This window comes from Symbiopectobacterium sp. Eva_TO, from assembly GCF_053848865.1.
The window spans coordinates 3,417,130-3,433,708 of record NZ_JBSPEY010000004.1 but is presented as its reverse complement, the minus strand read 5'-3'; the positions used below and the strand labels follow the sequence as shown (position 1 = coordinate 3,433,708).

The window sequence follows — 16,579 nt, the reverse complement described above, 5'->3', positions numbered from 1 at the left end:
CTTTGCTGCTTTTGCAGTAAATTATGCATAACAATACGAATAACAGATGAGGCTGCATGATGGGCGGAGAATTAAACAAACTCTCGGATAAGAAGCTAAAAAATCTACTGGGGGTGCCTCGGGAAAAGTACGAATTCTTTGCGGATGCTGCGGGCCTTAGTGTCAGGGTATCGACGGTAGGAGGCATTAGCTGGACATTCACCTATCGTAACTGCGGCATAATACAGCGAGTAACGTTGGGGCGCTATCCAGATATGAGTCTCAAGCGCGCTCGAGAGAAGCGGGATGAGTGCCGAACATGGCTATCTGAAGGTAAAGATCCCCGCCGACAGCTGAAGCTGACTAAACAAGAATCACTAAAGCCTGTAACGGTTAGGGTGATGTAGCCCCCTGTAACACCAGACAGTCGCTGTATCTCCAGATAAGAGATAGGCTTAGATATATGTCTAACAATCATGCTAATTTTGAAATGACCGGGATCCTGTTAGGGCAAGAAGTCCGTAAGCGTAAAACTCCGCAAGAGAAAATCGCCATCATTCAGCAGACAATGGAGCCGGGGATGAACGTCTCCCATGTAGCCCGCCTGCATGGCATCCAGCCCAGCCTTTTGTTTAAGTGGAAGAAGCAATACCAGGAAGGAAGCCTCACCGCCGTTGCGGCCGCAGAAGAAGTGGTTCCAGCTTCGGCGCTGGCGACTGCCCTCAAGCAGGTCCGGGAGCTACAGCGCCTTCTGGGTAAGAAGACGATGGAAGTTGAGATCCTCAAAGAAGCAGTGGAGTACCGCCAGTCGCGAAAATGGATAGCGCACGCGCCCTTGTTGCCAAAGGACGGGGAATAGCTCTGGTCAGCCGCGCCATGAGCGTGTCGCGTGCGCAGCTGTCACTGCGGGTTAACCGTTCTGCCGACTGGCTGGACAGGCGCAGCAACCGGCGTAATGACGAAGCTGATGCTGAGATATTATCGGACATCCTCCGTATCATCAGCGACATGCCCAGTTACGGTTACCGCCGAGTGTGGGGTATCCTGCGTAAGCAACGTCGTGCAGAGGGACTTCCACCGGTGAACGCCAAACGGCTTTACAGGATAATGAGCGAGCATAACCTGCTGTTGTTGCATGATAAAACTGAACGTCCGAAGCGGGAGCATAAAGGCAAAATCGCGGTAGCAGAGAGCGATATGCGCTGGTGCTCAGATGGCTTCGAGTTCGGTTGTGACAACGGCGAGAAGCTGCGGGTGACGTTCGCACTGGACTGCTGCGACCGGGAGGCCATAGACTGGGCAGCGAGCACCAGGGGTTATGACAGTTCAACCGTGCAGGATGTGATGCTGAGGTCGGTGGAAAAACGCTTCGGTAGCGCGCTGCCGGATAAACCAGTGCAATGGCTGACGGATAATGGTTCAGCGTACACAGCGCATGAAACGCGGAAGTTCGCCAGAGAACTGAATCTGGAGCCCTGCACAACAGCAGTGAGCAGTCCACAGAGTAACGGCATGGCAGAACGGTTCGTGAAGACGATGAAGGAAGATTACATCGCCTTCATGCCAAAACCCGATGTGCGAACAGCGCTGAAGAATCTTGCAGCGGCGTTCAATCATTACAATGAAAACCATCCGCACAGTGCGCTGGGATACAACTCCCCAAGAGAATATCGGCGCCAGCGGGCATCGTTAACTTAAGATACAAAAGCTGTCCGGAGATGGTGGGTCAAGATCAGCCTGTAACGGTTAGGGATGCGATAGAATATTGGATAGAGCATTATGCTATGGGCCGGGTCAGTAGCATCAACAATCGTATACAGCAATTAAAAAAACACGTTTATCCTTATATTGGAGATATGGCTTTGTCCGATTGTGAAACTCGATATTGGTTGCAATGCTTCGACCGAATGAACAGAACTGTTCCAGTAAGTTCGGGTAAACTCCTACAGGTGTGTAAGCAGGCACTTAAGTTTTGTCGTGTCCGCCGATATGCCATTAGCAATGCTCTTGATGATTTAGTCGTATCTGATGTTGGTCAGAAAGAGTCAAAGCGCGATAGAGTATTAACTGATATAGAAGTCGGTCAGCTATGGAATGCTATAAATAATACAAATTCCTTTCAGCCTTATTATTCAGCTTGGTTAAGAATATTAATAGTATTTGGCTGTAGAGGTGTTGAGGCTAGATTGTCCCGTTGGGATGAATGGGATTTTGATAACTGGCTATGGAAAGTCCCCAAAGGGCATAGCAAAAACGATGCTCCAATAATAAGACCAATACCAGAAAAAATCTGGCCATATATGAAAAAGTTGAGAGCCTGTAATCTAAAAACAGGATATTTATTGGGAGAAATGAAACATCAACCAGCAGTTAGCGTATGGGGCTGTGGGATATGGAAAAAGCTCAATCACAATACACAGTGGACAGTCCACGACCTGCGCCGGACTTTCGCAACCAAGCTCAATGATATCGGTGTAGCTCCACATGTCGTAGAGCAGCTTCTAGGCCATGCTATGCCGGGGGTGATGGGTATTTACAACCGGAGTCAGTACCTGCCGGAGAAACTCGACGCTCTGAATAGGTGGATGGATAGACTGGATGAATTGGCTAAAAAACATCCATTCATCACCTCCGAGAATAAAAAGTCAGGCTGACGAGAAAATATTTTAAACTTTTTTTTCGTACAAGCATTGATGCGTCTAGAAACACCAGGAAGCATCAGGAGACATCAAATAAAATACCAAGTGAGAGTTATCCACAAACTAGCTCTCACACCTCCTATTTACTTTCCAAATTGAGCCGCTACCATGCTATCAAAACACTATTCTCAAAGAGGAAATGAAATGTCCAATAAATATGTCTATCCCACAGAAGAAGAACGCAAAGTAATTTTGGATGAATTAAATGAACCCTATGACCGTCTGGTTCGTGAGGATGAGCGTAAACGTATTACATCGCTATCTCGTTCTTCGGTACACCGCATGGAATTAAAGGGGCGCTTCCCTGCTCGTCGTGCATTAACAGAAAAACATTGCGCGTGGCTGCTGAGTGATTTAATGCATTGGATGCGTAATATTCCTGAAGTGGAAAACGTGCATAACCCGTACGCCAATGCTCATAAATAATTAAAGTTTCCCAATGTTAACGATAATTTCCGGTAATAACCGGGACGGGTATCCCTGCGCCTTAAATAAAGTGAGCGATATATTTCAGTGCGACATTCCTCCGTTTGAAACGGAGGGATTAATTGACTTGAGGAAGGCCAGCCAGAAAGAAGCCTTCTCCTTGGCTGGCTCATTGAGCTTAATATTTAGTTTAGCCAAAGTGAGGAAGTGTAATTTTATCAATTGGTTAAATGATAATTCCGGCTCCCACTTTTCGCCAGAATCGGCGAAAACCCTCGTGAGCGCAAAATCTCGCCAGCACCGTAGCCCCATGCCGGAGGTCACTGTGACCTCTCGCAATACAATTAATGGTTTAGCATACACTCATATGGTGGGGGCATGTGCAGATAACCTACTGAATATCAATCATAAATCGGATTTTGTGCAGGCACTAGGCAAAGAAAAAGGGCCAGCGGTTAGTCCGGCCTTTCGAGTCATGCAGTTGATTACTTGTGAGGAATCGAACGAATTACACCACAATTTGCCCTTGCAAGCTACTGGCAATCTGTACTATAGTCATCACCAGCACCCAAACAAAACGGGTGCCGGGTTTCGTAGCCCGACTAGCAAAGCGGACATAAGCCGCTTAAAAGAGCGGTTTTTTTACGTCCGTGACCTGCGTTGTGCCCCTATAATGGTGAGGCGTAACGGGGGAGCGTCCGCGCTCGCCGGGTTCTTTGCTACCGGTCTACGAACCCCGATACGTCTCGCCACCTCATTTCGTAGTGAGGAGCGAGGTTCGATAGAACTTAGCAAAGAGGCCACCGCTATGGTTGCTACCACCCAAACTCGCCCCGAGTTTATTGATACCTACTGGATTATCCCCGAATACGAGACTACGCCCTACGGCAAAGTGTCGTTCACACGCCAAGACCGCCGCACCTTCATCGCCCTGTTCAAAGACAGCCGCCTAATCTGGGCTGGACGTCAACCTGTGCAAGGAAGGGTCAAAATCACCCCACCTTCAACCATAACGGAAATCGTTACAGTTCAGGAGGTGGCACATGCGTAACACACCTATTCCTCTCGATACCGCAGCATTCCGTGCAAGTGCAGCATGTTCACTGTATGAAGTCATTCTTGATAAGGCTAATGATGAGAAAGTATCTCCGGTTCTTATCGACTTACTCAGTATAGCGTGTGACCTCAACTGCGAAGTTAGCCGCTCCTTGGCTGCTGTGATGGAGGATGACGCATGAGCCGCTATCACGTCGAGAATACCCCGGACGGTATCAACATCTCGCAACACACCGCTGAGCGCCTGTACGAGCATGTAGACCTCATACCCTACGCCGATGCCATGACGCGCCTTGACGCTGGTGAGTGGGATGACGACCTAGATTTGGCGTTTGAGATTGCCCGCAAATGGGGGCAGTCCGACTACGACTATACCAACCATGACGCGCTGCTGCTTTGGCGTTGGCTGATTGCTTACGCCTTCAACCGTGAGCAACGTGAAGCCAACGGTACCGTTACCGTTGAATGGCGTCCGGGTGAGTTCAAGGAATGTGCGGTTTATCAGGGCGAATATGGCGCGATGAACCTGTATCTGGCGGCTGAGCGTTTCGCGATGGCTAACAACATCGAGGGGGCGCTGATTAAGAAATACGGCGCGGAACAGGGAACGCTAAACGCTATCCAGTTTTATATGGAGATGCGCGATGAAAACGGCGGCCTCTCCGAGATGGGGCGCGAGGTGCTATCCGAGTTGCACGATAGCTTTATCAAAACGCTGAACGAGTCCGGGATGCCGGAAGCGCCAACCACACACTGAGGGGGAAATATGACACTGGTAACAAAAAACTTCCGCCTTAATGCGCTGGATAACCAGTATTCGGCGGTGCTGTATGACCATCTGACCACGACCAATGGTGGGGAGCACTTTGTGATTGAAACGGTACCCCCTATTGAAGTTCAGATAGTTGGTGGGGTGAAAGGCGTCCGTGACCTCGTGGATAGCTATTTTCTGGAAGCCTTGCAGCAGAACTACAGGCTATGGGAGGACGCTGCCATACGGTTGTTGGAAAAGTGCGTCACCGAGTGCGGATTGACGGCCTACGGTGCTGAAATCTGGCGGTCGATGGTGGCGGATATGACGTCAACGCTCGGAGGTGGGTATGACTACTTTTGTCGATGATATCCGCCTCAAGGCTAACGGGCATTGGGAGCCAATTCTGGAGCGCCTCGGCATATCGACCAACCGCAAGGAAAGCGAGTGCCCCAGCTGTGGGGGTCAGACCCGCTATCGCTTCGACGACTTAGAGGGGCGTGGCACATATTTATGCTCGCACTGTGGTTCAGGAACGGGATTGGATTTAGTGATGAAGGTAAAGCAATGCACTGCACCCGAGGCAACCGCAATGGTGGCGGAGGTGATGTCTATGCCGCTGCCGGAGAAGAAGCCAGCCAAAGAGAAGCCTCTGCGCCCGATAGCCGAGCGAGTGGCAGCATTGATGAAAGCTACCCATATGGGTGAGTCCGTCTATCTCAACAATAAGGGGCTGCAAGGTCCCCACCCATTGCTCAAGGATGGTTCGCTGCTGCTGGTACTGCGCACGATGGCGGGTACGGTAACAGGTGCTCAGACCATACGGCCCACTGGAGAGAAGCGCCTGCTCGTGGGTACGAAAAAGCAAGGGGCCTTTATTCCCGTCGGCAATATTCCCGAGAACCCCGATAGCGTGGTGATCACCGAGGGCTATGCCACAGCGTTGAGTCTGGCTGTGTGTGGCGCTGAGGTCATACTGGCGGCCATTGATGCGGGCAACCTGCTATCTGTCGCTCAGGTTGCACGGGAGCGCTGGCCACAAACGCCAATCATCATAGCCGGAGATAACGATGTGACCCCGGAGGGTAAGAACGTCGGTAAGCATGCTGCCGAGGAAGCCGCACGTGCCGCTTCTTGCCTGTTTGCCGTGCCGCCAACTGACCATAAGGCCGACTGGAATGATTACCGCCAGCAGAACGGCGTAGAGGCGCTACAGCGGACTTTTGTGGCAAGTACAACGGTGCCAGAAATACTGATGGCAGAGGAAGTCGAGCAGATTGAGGAGAAGATGGTGGCATCAACAACTTTAACCGTCATTGAAGGCGGAAAGAAAGCGAAGAAAACGCCTGACCCGCTGAAGCCCCGGATTGAGAGCCGTGAGGAGGGCGTGTATTGGGTCGAGCCAAAAATGGATAAAGATACCGGTGAAATAGTTAATAAGGAGCAATGGTTATGCTCGGCTATCAACGTCATTGGTAAGGGGCACGACGAAAAAGAGAGTTACTTAATTCTGGAGTGGTTCGATGACAGGCAAAAAGCGGTTACACGAAAGGCAATACGGGCCGCCGACATTGGCGAACGTGAAGGATGGCGCATCCTAAAAGCGGGCAGCGTTGCCGTGACGACTAAATCAGGATTGCGAGCAACGTTGGGCGACTGGCTGCAACGTTCAGCAGGGAAAGAGATGTGGAGCATAACCCCTCGCGCTGGCTGGCATAAAGGGGCCTATATCATGCCCGATGGTTCAATCATCGGTGAGCCAGAGCAGCCGATTCTGTTTAATGGAGGAACCGCAGCCGCAGAAGCCTACAGCATCGAGGGAACGGCGGAAAGCTGGCGTCAGAATGTGGCGCGTCTGGCCGAGGGAAATCCGTTCCAGATGCTAACCGTTGGTGTTGCTCTTGCTGCCCCCATGCTGTCGCTCGTAGGCGCTGATGGGTTCGGCGTTCATCTGTATGCACAGTCTACCGCCGGTAAGACGACCGCACAGGATTTAGGTTCTAGCTTGTATGGCAACCCGGAGCCACAACGTTTGTCTTGGTACGGTACGGCGCTAGGGATAGCGAACGAGGCCGAAGCCCATAACCACGGCCTTATGGCGCTAGATGAAATCGGAGAGAGTACGCCGCAAAATGTCTATACATGCTCCTACACATTATTTAATGGAAAAGGTAAATTACAAGGCCACAAAGATGGCGGTAATCGTGTACAAAAATACTGGAAAACCGCTGTTATAAGCACAGGAGAATGTGATCTTGAAACTCATCTGAAAGGTGCTGGTATCAAGGTTAAGGCCATATCGTTATACACATCGTTCTAACGCACTGTTTAATCAATGAGTTACGGGTTTATCTCAGAGTGGCATTTTGAACCTCAAAAAGCCAATGGGATGGCTTGAATGCCTTAATTCACGGGGTTCTGAGCATCCTGTTCAAAAAATGGCCAAAAGATGTGTATAACGATATGGGTTAAGGCTGGGCAACTGGTGCGTTTGCTCAATATACCGGTTACACATCCGACCCAATTATATGAATACGCAAATTGTAAAGATCATGCGGATGCGTTGAAAGACGCGTGGCTAAAAAATCACGGGGCAGCGGGCCGGGAGTGGATCCAATACCTATCGACCCGTAAGCAAGAGGCTATCGAGGCGTACAAAGAGGCTAAATGTCGCTGGAAGTCACTTATTCCTGAAAGCTACGGGGAACAGGTGCATCGAGTGACCGACCGTTTCGCCGTCATTGAAGCCGCATTGATCATGGGGAAAGTCATAACCGGGTGGGAAGCTCAAGGTTGCCGCGATGCATTACAGCATGTGTTCAATGAATGGATTGCTGCATTCGGGACGGGTAACAAAGAGTTCGAGCAGATCATTGAGCAAGCGGAGGCGTTTCTGAGTGCATACGGCATGAGCCGCTTTGCGCCGCTGGATTATAACGAGCAGGGGCTTTGTTGAATAAATCAGAACTTGTAACGACTGTGCCCCAGGTCGATTGTTACGTGATGCGAATACTGTTCGGCATTCCTAATAGCGTGATCCGGTTAAGCGCTTTGACCATCGCCATGGCTTCACCCACCTGAGCATCGTAGTCACGCAGACTTAGATGACCACCCAGAAGCGTTTTGAACCGGAACATGGCCGTTTCAGCCACTGAGCGTCGGTGATAGCCCACTTTCTTTTTCCAGGTATCGTTGCTGCCGCTCAGGCGCTGATTTGCAACAGCGTGGTTACGCTCGTGGTAGTGGTCCGGCCAATATTGCGCCCCCCTTCGCGGCGGGATAAGCGGCCTTATTTTCTTCCTCAGCAGAGCATCATGGCAGTAACCTGTATCGTAAGCGCCGTCAGCCGATGCCTCTCTGATTTTCCGGTGGGTTTGGTTTATCAGTGCCGGTAGAGCCTGGGCATCAGTCGTACCACTGAGCGACAAATCCGCACAGATAATCTCATGCGTCGCACTGTCTACTGCCAGATGCAGCTTACGCCACACCCTGCGTCTGTCGGCACCATGCTGCCGGACTTTCCATTCGCCTTCGCCAAAGACCTTCAGGCCGGTTCCATCAATGACCAGATGTGAGATTTCACCACGGGTTGGCGTTTTTATGCTGATGTTCACTGTCTTTGCTCGCTTGCTGAGCAGCGAATAGTCTGGACAATGCAGCGACAATTTAATCAGTTTAAAAATCGAGTCAACAAAACCCTGTAAAGCCCTCAATGAAAGGCCAAACACGCGTTTCATCATCAGGACTGTGGTGATGGCCATATCTGAGTAGTGGAGCGGTCGTCCACGCCGTTCAGTAGTCGTTTTTTCCGTCCATGCAGCAATGGCTGATTCATCTAGCCATACGGTTAGAGAACCGCGCTGCTTGAGGGCCTTGTTATAGGAGGGCCAGTTAGTGATTTTAAAATTTTGTTTTGCCATGGAGACCTGATGTTGAAACAACTATGGTGATCTGATCCGATGATTACCCAAACTTTCTATTTATTCAACAAAGCCACGAGCAGGCATTAATTATTCCCAATCTTGCCGGGTATCGTGTCTCTAAGCGCTATGGCGACCCTGTGGTGTTCTACGTGCTGCCCAAGCCTTTCAAGGAAGAGATGGCGAAAGGGTATGACTCGACGCAATTTGCCAAAACGCTTCATGAGTCAGAGCGTTTGAAGAAGCCAGCCAAGGGAAAGGGCTATCAGGTACTCACCCCTCGCCTTGAACATCTCGGGGGGATTCAGCAAAAAGCCTATTTGCTGATAACGCTCACTGCCAAGGAAGAAGAGTAGTTTTTCACATGAGGCAAGTTAGGTGGTTTCAGTGGTTTCAAATGTAATAATATTTAATAAGGCAATGTTATTTAATGATTTTATTTTCACCTCTGAAACTACCGTGAAACTACTTAAGGAGGCTTTGTTGAATAAATCAGAACTTGTAACGACTGTGCCCCCAGGTCGATTGTTACGTGATGCGAATACTGTTCGGCATTCCTAATAGCGTGATCCGGTTAAGCGCTTTGACCATCGCCATGGCTTCACCCACCTGAGCATCGTAGTCACGCAGACTTAGATGACCACCCAGAAGCGTTTTGAACCGGAACATGGCCGTTTCAGCCACTGAGCGTCGGTGATAGCCCACTTTCTTTTTCCAGGTATCGTTGCTGCCGCTCAGGCGCTGATTTGCAACAGCGTGGTTACGCTCGTGGTAGTGGTCCGGCCAATATTGCGCCCCCCTTCGCGGCGGGATAAGCGGCCTTATTTTCTTCCTCAGCAGAGCATCATGGCAGTAACCTGTATCGTAAGCGCCGTCAGCCGATGCCTCTCTGATTTTCCGGTGGGTCTGGTTTATCAGTGCCGGTAGAGCCTGGGCATCAGTCGTACCACTGAGCGACAAATCCGCACAGATAATCTCATGCGTCGCACTGTCTACTGCCAGATGCAGCTTACGCCACACCCTGCGTCTGTCGGCACCATGCTGCCGGACTTTCCATTCGCCTTCGCCAAAGACCTTCAGGCCGGTTCCATCAATGACCAGATGTGAGATTTCACCACGGGTTGGCGTTTTTATGCTGATGTTCACTGTCTTTGCTCGCTTGCTGAGCAGCGAATAGTCTGGACAATGCAGCGACAATTTAATCAGTTTAAAAATCGAGTCAACAAAACCCTGTAAAGCCCTCAATGAAAGGCCAAACACGCGTTTCATCATCAGGACTGTGGTGATGGCCATATCTGAGTAGTGGAGCGGTCGTCCACGCCGTTCAGTAGTCGTTTTTTCCGTCCATGCAGCAATGGCTGATTCATCTAGCCATACGGTTAGAGAACCGCGCTGCTTGAGGGCCTTGTTATAGGAGGGCCAGTTAGTGATTTTAAAATTTTGTTTTGCCATGGAGACCTGATGTTGAAACAACTATGGTGATCTGATCCGATGATTACCCAAACTTTCTATTTATTCAACAAAGCCACTTAAGGAGGTTTTGAAACCACTGAATGAAACATATATATGCTTGCAAAGAAATAGTACTTTGTCGCCGGGGTAGTTTCAAAGTTTGGGGGAGTAGTTTCAAAATGGGGTATGGTGGTTTCAGTTTTTTTGTTAAATCCATTATGTATCAATAGGATGTTTTTTTTGAAACCACTGAAACTACTGAAACGGCTTTGTTGAATAAATAGAAAGTTTGGGTAATCATCGGATCAGATCACCATAGTTGTTTCAACATCAGGTCTCCATGGCAAAACAAAATTTTAAAATCACTAACTGGCCCTCCTATAACAAGGCCCTCAAGCAGCGCGGTTCTCTAACCGTATGGCTAGATGAATCAGCCATTGCTGCATGGACGGAAAAAACGACTACTGAACGGCGTGGACGACCGCTCCACTACTCAGATATGGCCATCACCACAGTCCTGATGATGAAACGCGTGTTTGGCCTTTCATTGAGGGCTTTACAGGGTTTTGTTGACTCGATTTTTAAACTGATTAAATTGTCGCTGCATTGTCCAGACTATTCGCTGCTCAGCAAGCGAGCAAAGACAGTGAACATCAGCATAAAAACGCCAACCCGTGGTGAAATCTCACATCTGGTCATTGATGGAACCGGCCTGAAGGTCTTTGGCGAAGGCGAATGGAAAGTCCGGCAGCATGGTGCCGACAGACGCAGGGTGTGGCGTAAGCTGCATCTGGCAGTAGACAGTGCGACGCATGAGATTATCTGTGCGGATTTGTCGCTCAGTGGTACGACTGATGCCCAGGCTCTACCGGCACTGATAAACCAAACCCACCGGAAAATCAGAGAGGCATCGGCTGACGGCGCTTACGATACAGGTTACTGCCATGATGCTCTGCTGAGGAAGAAAATAAGGCCGCTTATCCCGCCGCGAAGGGGGGCGCAATATTGGCCGGACCACTACCACGAGCGTAACCACGCTGTTGCAAATCAGCGCCTGAGCGGCAGCAACGATACCTGGAAAAAGAAAGTGGGCTATCACCGACGCTCAGTGGCTGAAACGGCCATGTTCCGGTTCAAAACGCTTCTGGGTGGTCATCTAAGTCTGCGTGACTACGATGCTCAGGTGGGTGAAGCCATGGCGATGGTCAAAGCGCTTAACCGGATCACGCTATTAGGAATGCCGAACAGTATTCGCATCACGTAACAATCGACCTGGGGCACAGTCGTTACAAGTTCTGATTTATTCAACAAAGCCCTACCGCTGATGTTTGCACATCTGCTAAACCAACATCGCCAGCCAAAGGAAAAGCCTCTTCTCTGGCTGGCCTACCCAGCTCACGCTTTACGCCGGGATACATGATTAGGCACCTCACTAATAGGAGATACGGACATGCCACTATCCGCAGGAGAAATACAGCATATGCAGGCAGACTGTCAGACGCTAATTAATAGCGGCATCGAACCTGAGCATGTTTATCAGGTACTGACGCTTATCGAGTTACAGCGTATCCGCAGCGGAATAGAGAATCAGGAGGTGCTGCTTGAATCGATATTCGAGGTCACCAGAAAGATAGAGGACTCGCTGCCGATATACAGATAGTCATGTTAAAATACCCCATCCTCTTCTGACATTAAGGCCCTATTATGCGGGATATTCAGCTTGTGCTTGAAAGGTGGGGAGCGTGGGCGGCGGATGAGGGTATTGATGGAAAATGGAAGACGACATCGATATTTATGAAGGGGGTTATTCCTTCCAGTAAAAAATCACTACCCAGTTGCTGTGATGATGACGGTATAAAGATAGATGCGGCTATTAGACGGCTAAAGCATTACAACAGCTATTACCATCAATTTATCCATCTGCATTACTTAAAACGCCAGTCAGTGAGCACCATTGCTAACCGTCTCGGCATTTCAAGGGTGTTGGTTATCAAGCGGCTACAGGCTGCTGAAGGCTTTGTCGAGGGCTGTCTTGCAATGGCTGATATCACCCTTGAGATGGATAAACTCGTACAAAAAGAGAATATTTACCAGCGCTGACAATAAAAATAATTGCCTCTGGATAAATAAATGCTTTTCATATTCGTTCGTGGCCGTTTATTTTCGTTCACGTTAAATCAGAGCATCATTGATTATATTTATTTCTTCATTCGGCAGGTGTAAAATATCTCCAGTTCAGACATAACTAAATCCTTGCAATACTTTTTGTGGTAGCGGCGGTTATCCTTCACACAGTAACCGCTGCGCTTTTTTATGGTGTTGCAGGTTTATTCCCAAACAGACAGAGATGCCATGAAAAAATTAATTGAATTGCGTCAGCAAAAAACGGCTATTGCTGAACAGATGCGCACCCTATTAACGCAATCTGAACAGGAAAAACGCAGCCTGAATGACGAAGAAGCGAAACAGTTTGATGAATTACGTTCACAGGCTGATTCCCTGAATACCGATATTTCCCGCTATGAATCTATTGCTGAAGAAATGCGCTCCAAGACTGATATCACTCCCCCGGCGAGCCAGCCGCTTACCAACGCAGAATTACGCCACTACGTGATGACTGGTGATACCCGCTCATTATCAACCAGTACGCCAGCCGATGGTGGCTACACGGTTATTCCTGAACTCGATAAACAGATTATGCGCCGTCTGACGGATAACTCCGAGATGCGCCAGATTTGTACCGTGAAGCGGGTTCACAGTAACGAATATAAAAAACTGGTGTCGCTGGGTGGGGCTACTGTCACGCACGGTGTAGAGGGCACTGCACATGCAGAAACGAATACCTCAAAGTTAGCCGAGGTGAGCATAAAGCTCTTCCCGATATATGCCTACCCCAAGACCACGCAGGAAATTCTTGATTTTAGCGACGTCGATATTCTCTCCTGGCTGACCGAGGAAATCGCCGACACCTTTACCGAGACCGAAGAAACCGATTTGGTTACGGGGGATGGCGACAAAAAAGCTAAAGGCTTTCTGGCCTATACCCGTGAAGCCAAAAACGATAAAGACAGAGAGTTTGGCAAGCTGGAAAAATTGGTAACCGCCGGCGCTGCGCCAACGGCTGACGAGCTAATCGACCTGATATTCAAGCTGAAGAAGCAATACCGCAAAAATGCCGTATGGGTAATGAACTCCAATACCGCCGCGACGCTGCAAAAGCTGAAGAACAGCAACGGCGATTACATTTGGCGCGACCGGATGCAGGCAGGCGACCCTGATATGTTGTTAGGTCATCCCGTGCATTACCTTGAGTACATGCCGGATGCGGCAGCGGGCAAGGCGGTATTGGCGGTAGGCGACTTCAAGCGCGGCTATACCATCGTTGACCACGAGACCGGCACCCGTACCCGTCCAGATGCGATCACCGAGCCGAACTTCTTCAAGCTGCATACCAGCAAGTACCTCGGCGGCGGGCTGGTTGACTCCAACGCTATCAAAGTGCTGGAAATCAAAGCGGCAGGAAGCGGCGGAACGGGTGGTTAAGGGTGACTCACTCAATGAATACCCATGATATCGAAATCCGCACAGCCACCCTTACCCGGAAAGACCAAGCGCTGACCGGGTATGCGGTGAAGTGGAATAGCCTGTCGCATGTGCTGTTCGATGAATTTGTTGAACAGTTCGCCCCCTATGCCTTCCGTGACCATCTGGCGGCGGGTCAGGATGTCCTGGCGCTCTGGGAGCATGACCCCAAGAGCTTATTGGGCAGAACGGCTTCCGGCACACTGGCATTGCATGAAGATGAAACCGGGCTGCACTTCGCCCTGAATCCCCCGGATACGCAGTTAGGCCGGGATGTGCTGACGATGGTAGAGCGTGGTGATATCACTGGAATGAGCTTTGGCTTCCGTGCAGTGAAAGACTATTGGAATATTGCCCGTAAACCCCACGTGAGAACCGTGCAACGCGCTGAGCTAAAGGAAATACTATAACCAGCCTTCCCGCCTATCCTGAAAGCGCTGTCGAGATTGCCAGAAGGTCACTGCATCAATCAGCTAAAAATTTAGCAGATCACCACCGCCGCTGGCTGCAATGGGTGGCGGTGTGAACATGTGGCCCTTCAGACGCAAGAACGAATCACGCAGCATGACGATAGATGAGTTTCTCTCTCTGGCAGGCGTCCCTAACTCCGCCTCCGGGGAATATGTATCGCCGACAACGGCGGAATCGCTACCCGCTGTGATGAATGCCGTGACGGTGATTAGCGAAGCCGTCGCAGCCATGCCCTGCTACCTGTACCGGGTCACGCACCATGACGGGCAGGAGGCGCGGGAATGGCTCAGTGACCACCCGGTTGATCACCTGCTGAACGAAGCCCCCAACGACTGCCAGACGGCCTACCAGTTCAAGCGGACGCTGATGCGCCACTGTCTGCTGAACGGTAACGCCTATGCAGTCATTGAGTGGGGAAGGGACGGACAGCCCAAAAGCTTACACCCTTACCCGCCGCAAGCCGTGACGGTGAACCAGATTGGCGACCATCGTTACGCCTATACCGTTACAGAGCCATATAGCGGTAAGTCGAGAACTTACTTACAACATGAAGTACTGCACCTCAGGTATGCCACAGATGACGGCTTTATGGGGCGCTCACCCATAACACAATGCCGGGAAACGCTAGGGCTTGGACTGGCCCAACAGCGCCACGGTGCCAGCATCATGAAAGATGGGATGATGGCGGCGGGGATTATCAAATCGGGTGACTGGCTCGACGGCGTTAAAGGCGTCAAGGCGCTTGAGGCGCTGGAGCGCTACAAGGGGGCGAGGAATGCAGGCAAGACGCCGATTCTCGAAGGCAATATGCAGTATGAAAAGCTGGGCATGAGCAATCAAGATGCGGAATGGCTCGCCTCTCGCCGCATGACGATTGAGGACGTCGGGCGCATGTTCAATGTGAGTCCTATTTTTCTGCAAGAGTACAGCAACAGCACCTACAGCAACTTTAGCGAAGCCAGCCGTGCCTTTCTGACCATGACCATTCGCCCGTGGCTGACCAACTTTGAGCAGCAAATCAAGGCGGCGCTACTGGTGGAGTCCAGCATACCCAATGTGCGCTATCAAATTGAATTTGATTCTGCTGACCTGCTGCGCTCGAACCCACAAGAGCGCTTTGAGAGCTACGAGACCGCGATTAAGTCCGGGGTGATGAGTCCCAATGAAGCCCGTGAGCGTGAAGGGTTATCACCTCGTGAAGGTGGCGATGAGTTTAGTCAGGCATGGCAGCAGGAAGTGAAGGTGAAGCAGGAGACGACCCCATGAGAGCGGGCGGATTACGTCACCGGGTGACCATCCAACACTTTACCACAATCCGTGATGCGGGCGGTCAGCCCATTAAAACGTGGCGTGATACAGCTACGGTCATATCGTTATACACATCTTTTGGCCATTTTTTGAACAGGATGCTCAGAACCCCGTGAATTAAGGCATTCAAGCCATCCCATTGGCTTTTTGAGGTTCAAAATGCCACTCTGAGATAAACCCGTAACTCATTGATTAAACAGTGCGTTAGAAAGATGTGTATAACGATATGAGCTACGGTATGGGCGCAGGTAACAGGCATTAGCGGACGTGAACGTGTAGCGGCAGGCGCGGTATCTGCCGAGGCGACAATACGTGTGTGGATGCGTCACCGCCGTGATGTATCTGCAGCGTCACGATTGCTGTGCCTAACCGGGCCGTTTGCCGGAAAAATGCTGAATATTATCGGTCCGCCGATCCCAGACGATAAAGGCACCCGTCTTGAGTTGCTGTGTAAGGGAGGCGTGAAACGTGGCTGAACTGATCACGCTGGCAGAAGTGAAACTGCACTGTCGCCTTGATAAAGACGACGAAGACACCCTGATACAAGGGTATATCGAGGCCGCGCTAGATGTCTGCCAGAAGCATATCGGCAAGCCGTTCGGCGATGAGATGGCATTCACTCCGGCGCTAAAGGTGGGATGCCTTCTACTGATAGGCTTCTGGTACGAGAACCGGGAAGCAGTGAGAGCCGGCGACAAAGCCAGCGAGTTACCGTTTACCACAAAGAGCCTATGGAATTATTACCGTGACGTGGGAATTTATTAAATGCCATACCAACCATTAAGAAGATGCACAGAGCCGGGCTGCTTTAAGCCATATCGTTATACACATCTTTCTAACGCACTGTTTAATCAATGAGTTACGGGTTTATCTCAGAGTGGCATTTTGAACCTCAAAAAGCCAATGGGATGGCTTGAATGCCTTAATTCACGGGG

General features: G+C 50.3%; 18 protein-coding genes and 4 pseudogenes. 20 read left to right on the top strand and 2 right to left on the bottom strand.

Annotated elements, in window-relative coordinates:
* Positions 1–59: 59 nt before the first annotated feature.
* The 10 genes and pseudogenes from ACWWJF_RS20285 to ACWWJF_RS20240 form a co-directional block, all read left to right on the top strand.
* Positions 60–377, top strand: a pseudogene (locus ACWWJF_RS20285) (Arm DNA-binding domain-containing protein); the annotation flags it as partial.
* Positions 378–469: 92 nt separating this feature from the next.
* Positions 470–1,677 (top strand): IS3 family transposase gene (locus tag ACWWJF_RS20280; protein ID WP_455871153.1). Its coding sequence is split into 2 segments (ribosomal slippage): positions 470–791 and positions 791–1,677, totalling 1,209 coding nucleotides; the frame shifts between segments, so codons are not numbered across the junction.
* 23 nt (positions 1,678–1,700) lie between these two features.
* A complete protein-coding gene (locus tag ACWWJF_RS20275; protein ID WP_455870447.1) occupies positions 1,701–2,633 on the top strand; it encodes a tyrosine-type recombinase/integrase in 933 nt (310 codons plus the stop codon).
* Between the two features lie 153 nt (positions 2,634–2,786).
* On the top strand, positions 2,787–3,104 hold the full coding sequence (locus tag ACWWJF_RS20270; protein ID WP_455870446.1) for a helix-turn-helix transcriptional regulator: 318 nt from the start codon (positions 2,787–2,789) through the stop codon (positions 3,102–3,104).
* A gap of 70 nt (positions 3,105–3,174) precedes the next feature.
* Entirely contained in the window at positions 3,175–4,155 is a 981-nt protein-coding gene (locus ACWWJF_RS20265; protein WP_455870445.1) for a hypothetical protein, read from the top strand.
* A complete protein-coding gene (locus tag ACWWJF_RS20260; RefSeq protein WP_455870444.1) occupies positions 4,148–4,342 on the top strand; it encodes a hypothetical protein in 195 nt (64 codons plus the stop codon). The genes ACWWJF_RS20265 and ACWWJF_RS20260 overlap by 8 nt, the downstream gene beginning before the upstream one ends.
* Entirely contained in the window at positions 4,339–4,917 is a 579-nt protein-coding gene (locus ACWWJF_RS20255; RefSeq protein WP_455870443.1) for a hypothetical protein, read from the top strand. Before ACWWJF_RS20260 ends, ACWWJF_RS20255 begins: the two co-directional genes overlap by 4 nt.
* 15 nt (positions 4,918–4,932) lie before the next feature.
* The gene (locus tag ACWWJF_RS20250) at positions 4,933–5,280 is read left to right on the top strand and encodes a hypothetical protein (protein WP_455871184.1); all 348 of its coding nucleotides are present in this window, start codon (positions 4,933–4,935) and stop codon (positions 5,278–5,280) included.
* The gene (locus ACWWJF_RS20245; RefSeq protein WP_455870442.1) at positions 5,261–7,231 is read left to right on the top strand and encodes a DUF927 domain-containing protein; all 1,971 of its coding nucleotides are present in this window, start codon (positions 5,261–5,263) and stop codon (positions 7,229–7,231) included. Before ACWWJF_RS20250 ends, ACWWJF_RS20245 begins: the two co-directional genes overlap by 20 nt.
* A gap of 150 nt (positions 7,232–7,381) precedes the next feature.
* Positions 7,382–7,861, top strand: a pseudogene (locus ACWWJF_RS20240) (DNA primase); the annotation flags it as partial.
* A 46-nt stretch (positions 7,862–7,907) separates the two neighbouring features.
* Here the strand turns inward: ACWWJF_RS20240 and ACWWJF_RS20235 are convergent.
* Complete coding sequence (locus ACWWJF_RS20235) at positions 7,908–8,831, bottom strand: IS5 family transposase (protein ID WP_455868634.1); 924 nt, start codon at positions 8,829–8,831, stop codon at positions 7,908–7,910.
* A 140-nt stretch (positions 8,832–8,971) separates the two neighbouring features.
* Here ACWWJF_RS20235 and ACWWJF_RS20230 point away from each other — a divergent pair, with 140 nt between their 5' ends.
* A complete protein-coding gene (locus tag ACWWJF_RS20230) occupies positions 8,972–9,187 on the top strand; it encodes a hypothetical protein (RefSeq protein ID WP_455870441.1) in 216 nt (71 codons plus the stop codon).
* A gap of 172 nt (positions 9,188–9,359) precedes the next feature.
* Here the strand turns inward: ACWWJF_RS20230 and ACWWJF_RS20225 are convergent, their stop codons facing one another.
* Positions 9,360–10,283 carry an IS5 family transposase gene (locus ACWWJF_RS20225; RefSeq protein WP_455868634.1) on the bottom strand — a complete coding sequence of 308 codons (924 nt, stop codon included), beginning with the start codon at positions 10,281–10,283 and terminating at the stop codon, positions 9,360–9,362.
* A gap of 340 nt (positions 10,284–10,623) precedes the next feature.
* On the opposite strand from ACWWJF_RS20225, the gene ACWWJF_RS20220 reads away from it, so the two are divergent.
* From ACWWJF_RS20220 to ACWWJF_RS20180, 9 genes and pseudogenes are all read left to right on the top strand, one after another.
* A complete protein-coding gene (locus ACWWJF_RS20220) occupies positions 10,624–11,547 on the top strand; it encodes an IS5 family transposase (protein ID WP_455868634.1) in 924 nt (307 codons plus the stop codon).
* A 216-nt stretch (positions 11,548–11,763) separates the two neighbouring features.
* Positions 11,764–11,943, top strand: coding sequence for a hypothetical protein (locus ACWWJF_RS20215; protein ID WP_455870440.1), 180 nt, complete (start codon positions 11,764–11,766; stop codon positions 11,941–11,943).
* A 44-nt stretch (positions 11,944–11,987) separates the two neighbouring features.
* Positions 11,988–12,383: an antiterminator Q family protein gene (locus ACWWJF_RS20210; protein WP_455869992.1), complete on the top strand. Its 396-nt coding sequence runs from the start codon at positions 11,988–11,990 to the stop codon at positions 12,381–12,383.
* Positions 12,384–12,635: 252 nt separating this feature from the next.
* Positions 12,636–13,826, top strand: coding sequence for a phage major capsid protein (locus ACWWJF_RS20205; protein ID WP_455870439.1), 1,191 nt, complete (start codon positions 12,636–12,638; stop codon positions 13,824–13,826).
* A 14-nt stretch (positions 13,827–13,840) separates the two neighbouring features.
* Positions 13,841–14,391: pseudogene (locus ACWWJF_RS20200) on the top strand (HK97 family phage prohead protease).
* Positions 14,376–15,602, top strand: coding sequence for a phage portal protein (locus ACWWJF_RS20195; RefSeq protein WP_455870438.1), 1,227 nt, complete (start codon positions 14,376–14,378; stop codon positions 15,600–15,602). The pseudogene ACWWJF_RS20200 and the gene ACWWJF_RS20195 overlap by 16 nt, the downstream one beginning before the upstream one ends.
* The gene (locus ACWWJF_RS20190) at positions 15,560–15,760 is read left to right on the top strand and encodes a phage head completion protein (RefSeq protein WP_455870437.1); all 201 of its coding nucleotides are present in this window, start codon (positions 15,560–15,562) and stop codon (positions 15,758–15,760) included. The genes ACWWJF_RS20195 and ACWWJF_RS20190 overlap by 43 nt, the downstream gene beginning before the upstream one ends.
* Before the next feature lie 114 nt (positions 15,761–15,874).
* Positions 15,875–16,120 (top strand): annotated as a pseudogene (locus tag ACWWJF_RS20185) (phage head closure protein); the annotation flags it as partial.
* Entirely contained in the window at positions 16,113–16,409 is a 297-nt protein-coding gene (locus ACWWJF_RS20180) for a head-tail connector protein (RefSeq protein ID WP_455870436.1), read from the top strand. The pseudogene ACWWJF_RS20185 and the gene ACWWJF_RS20180, both read left to right, overlap by 8 nt.
* Positions 16,410–16,579 lie beyond the last annotated feature (170 nt).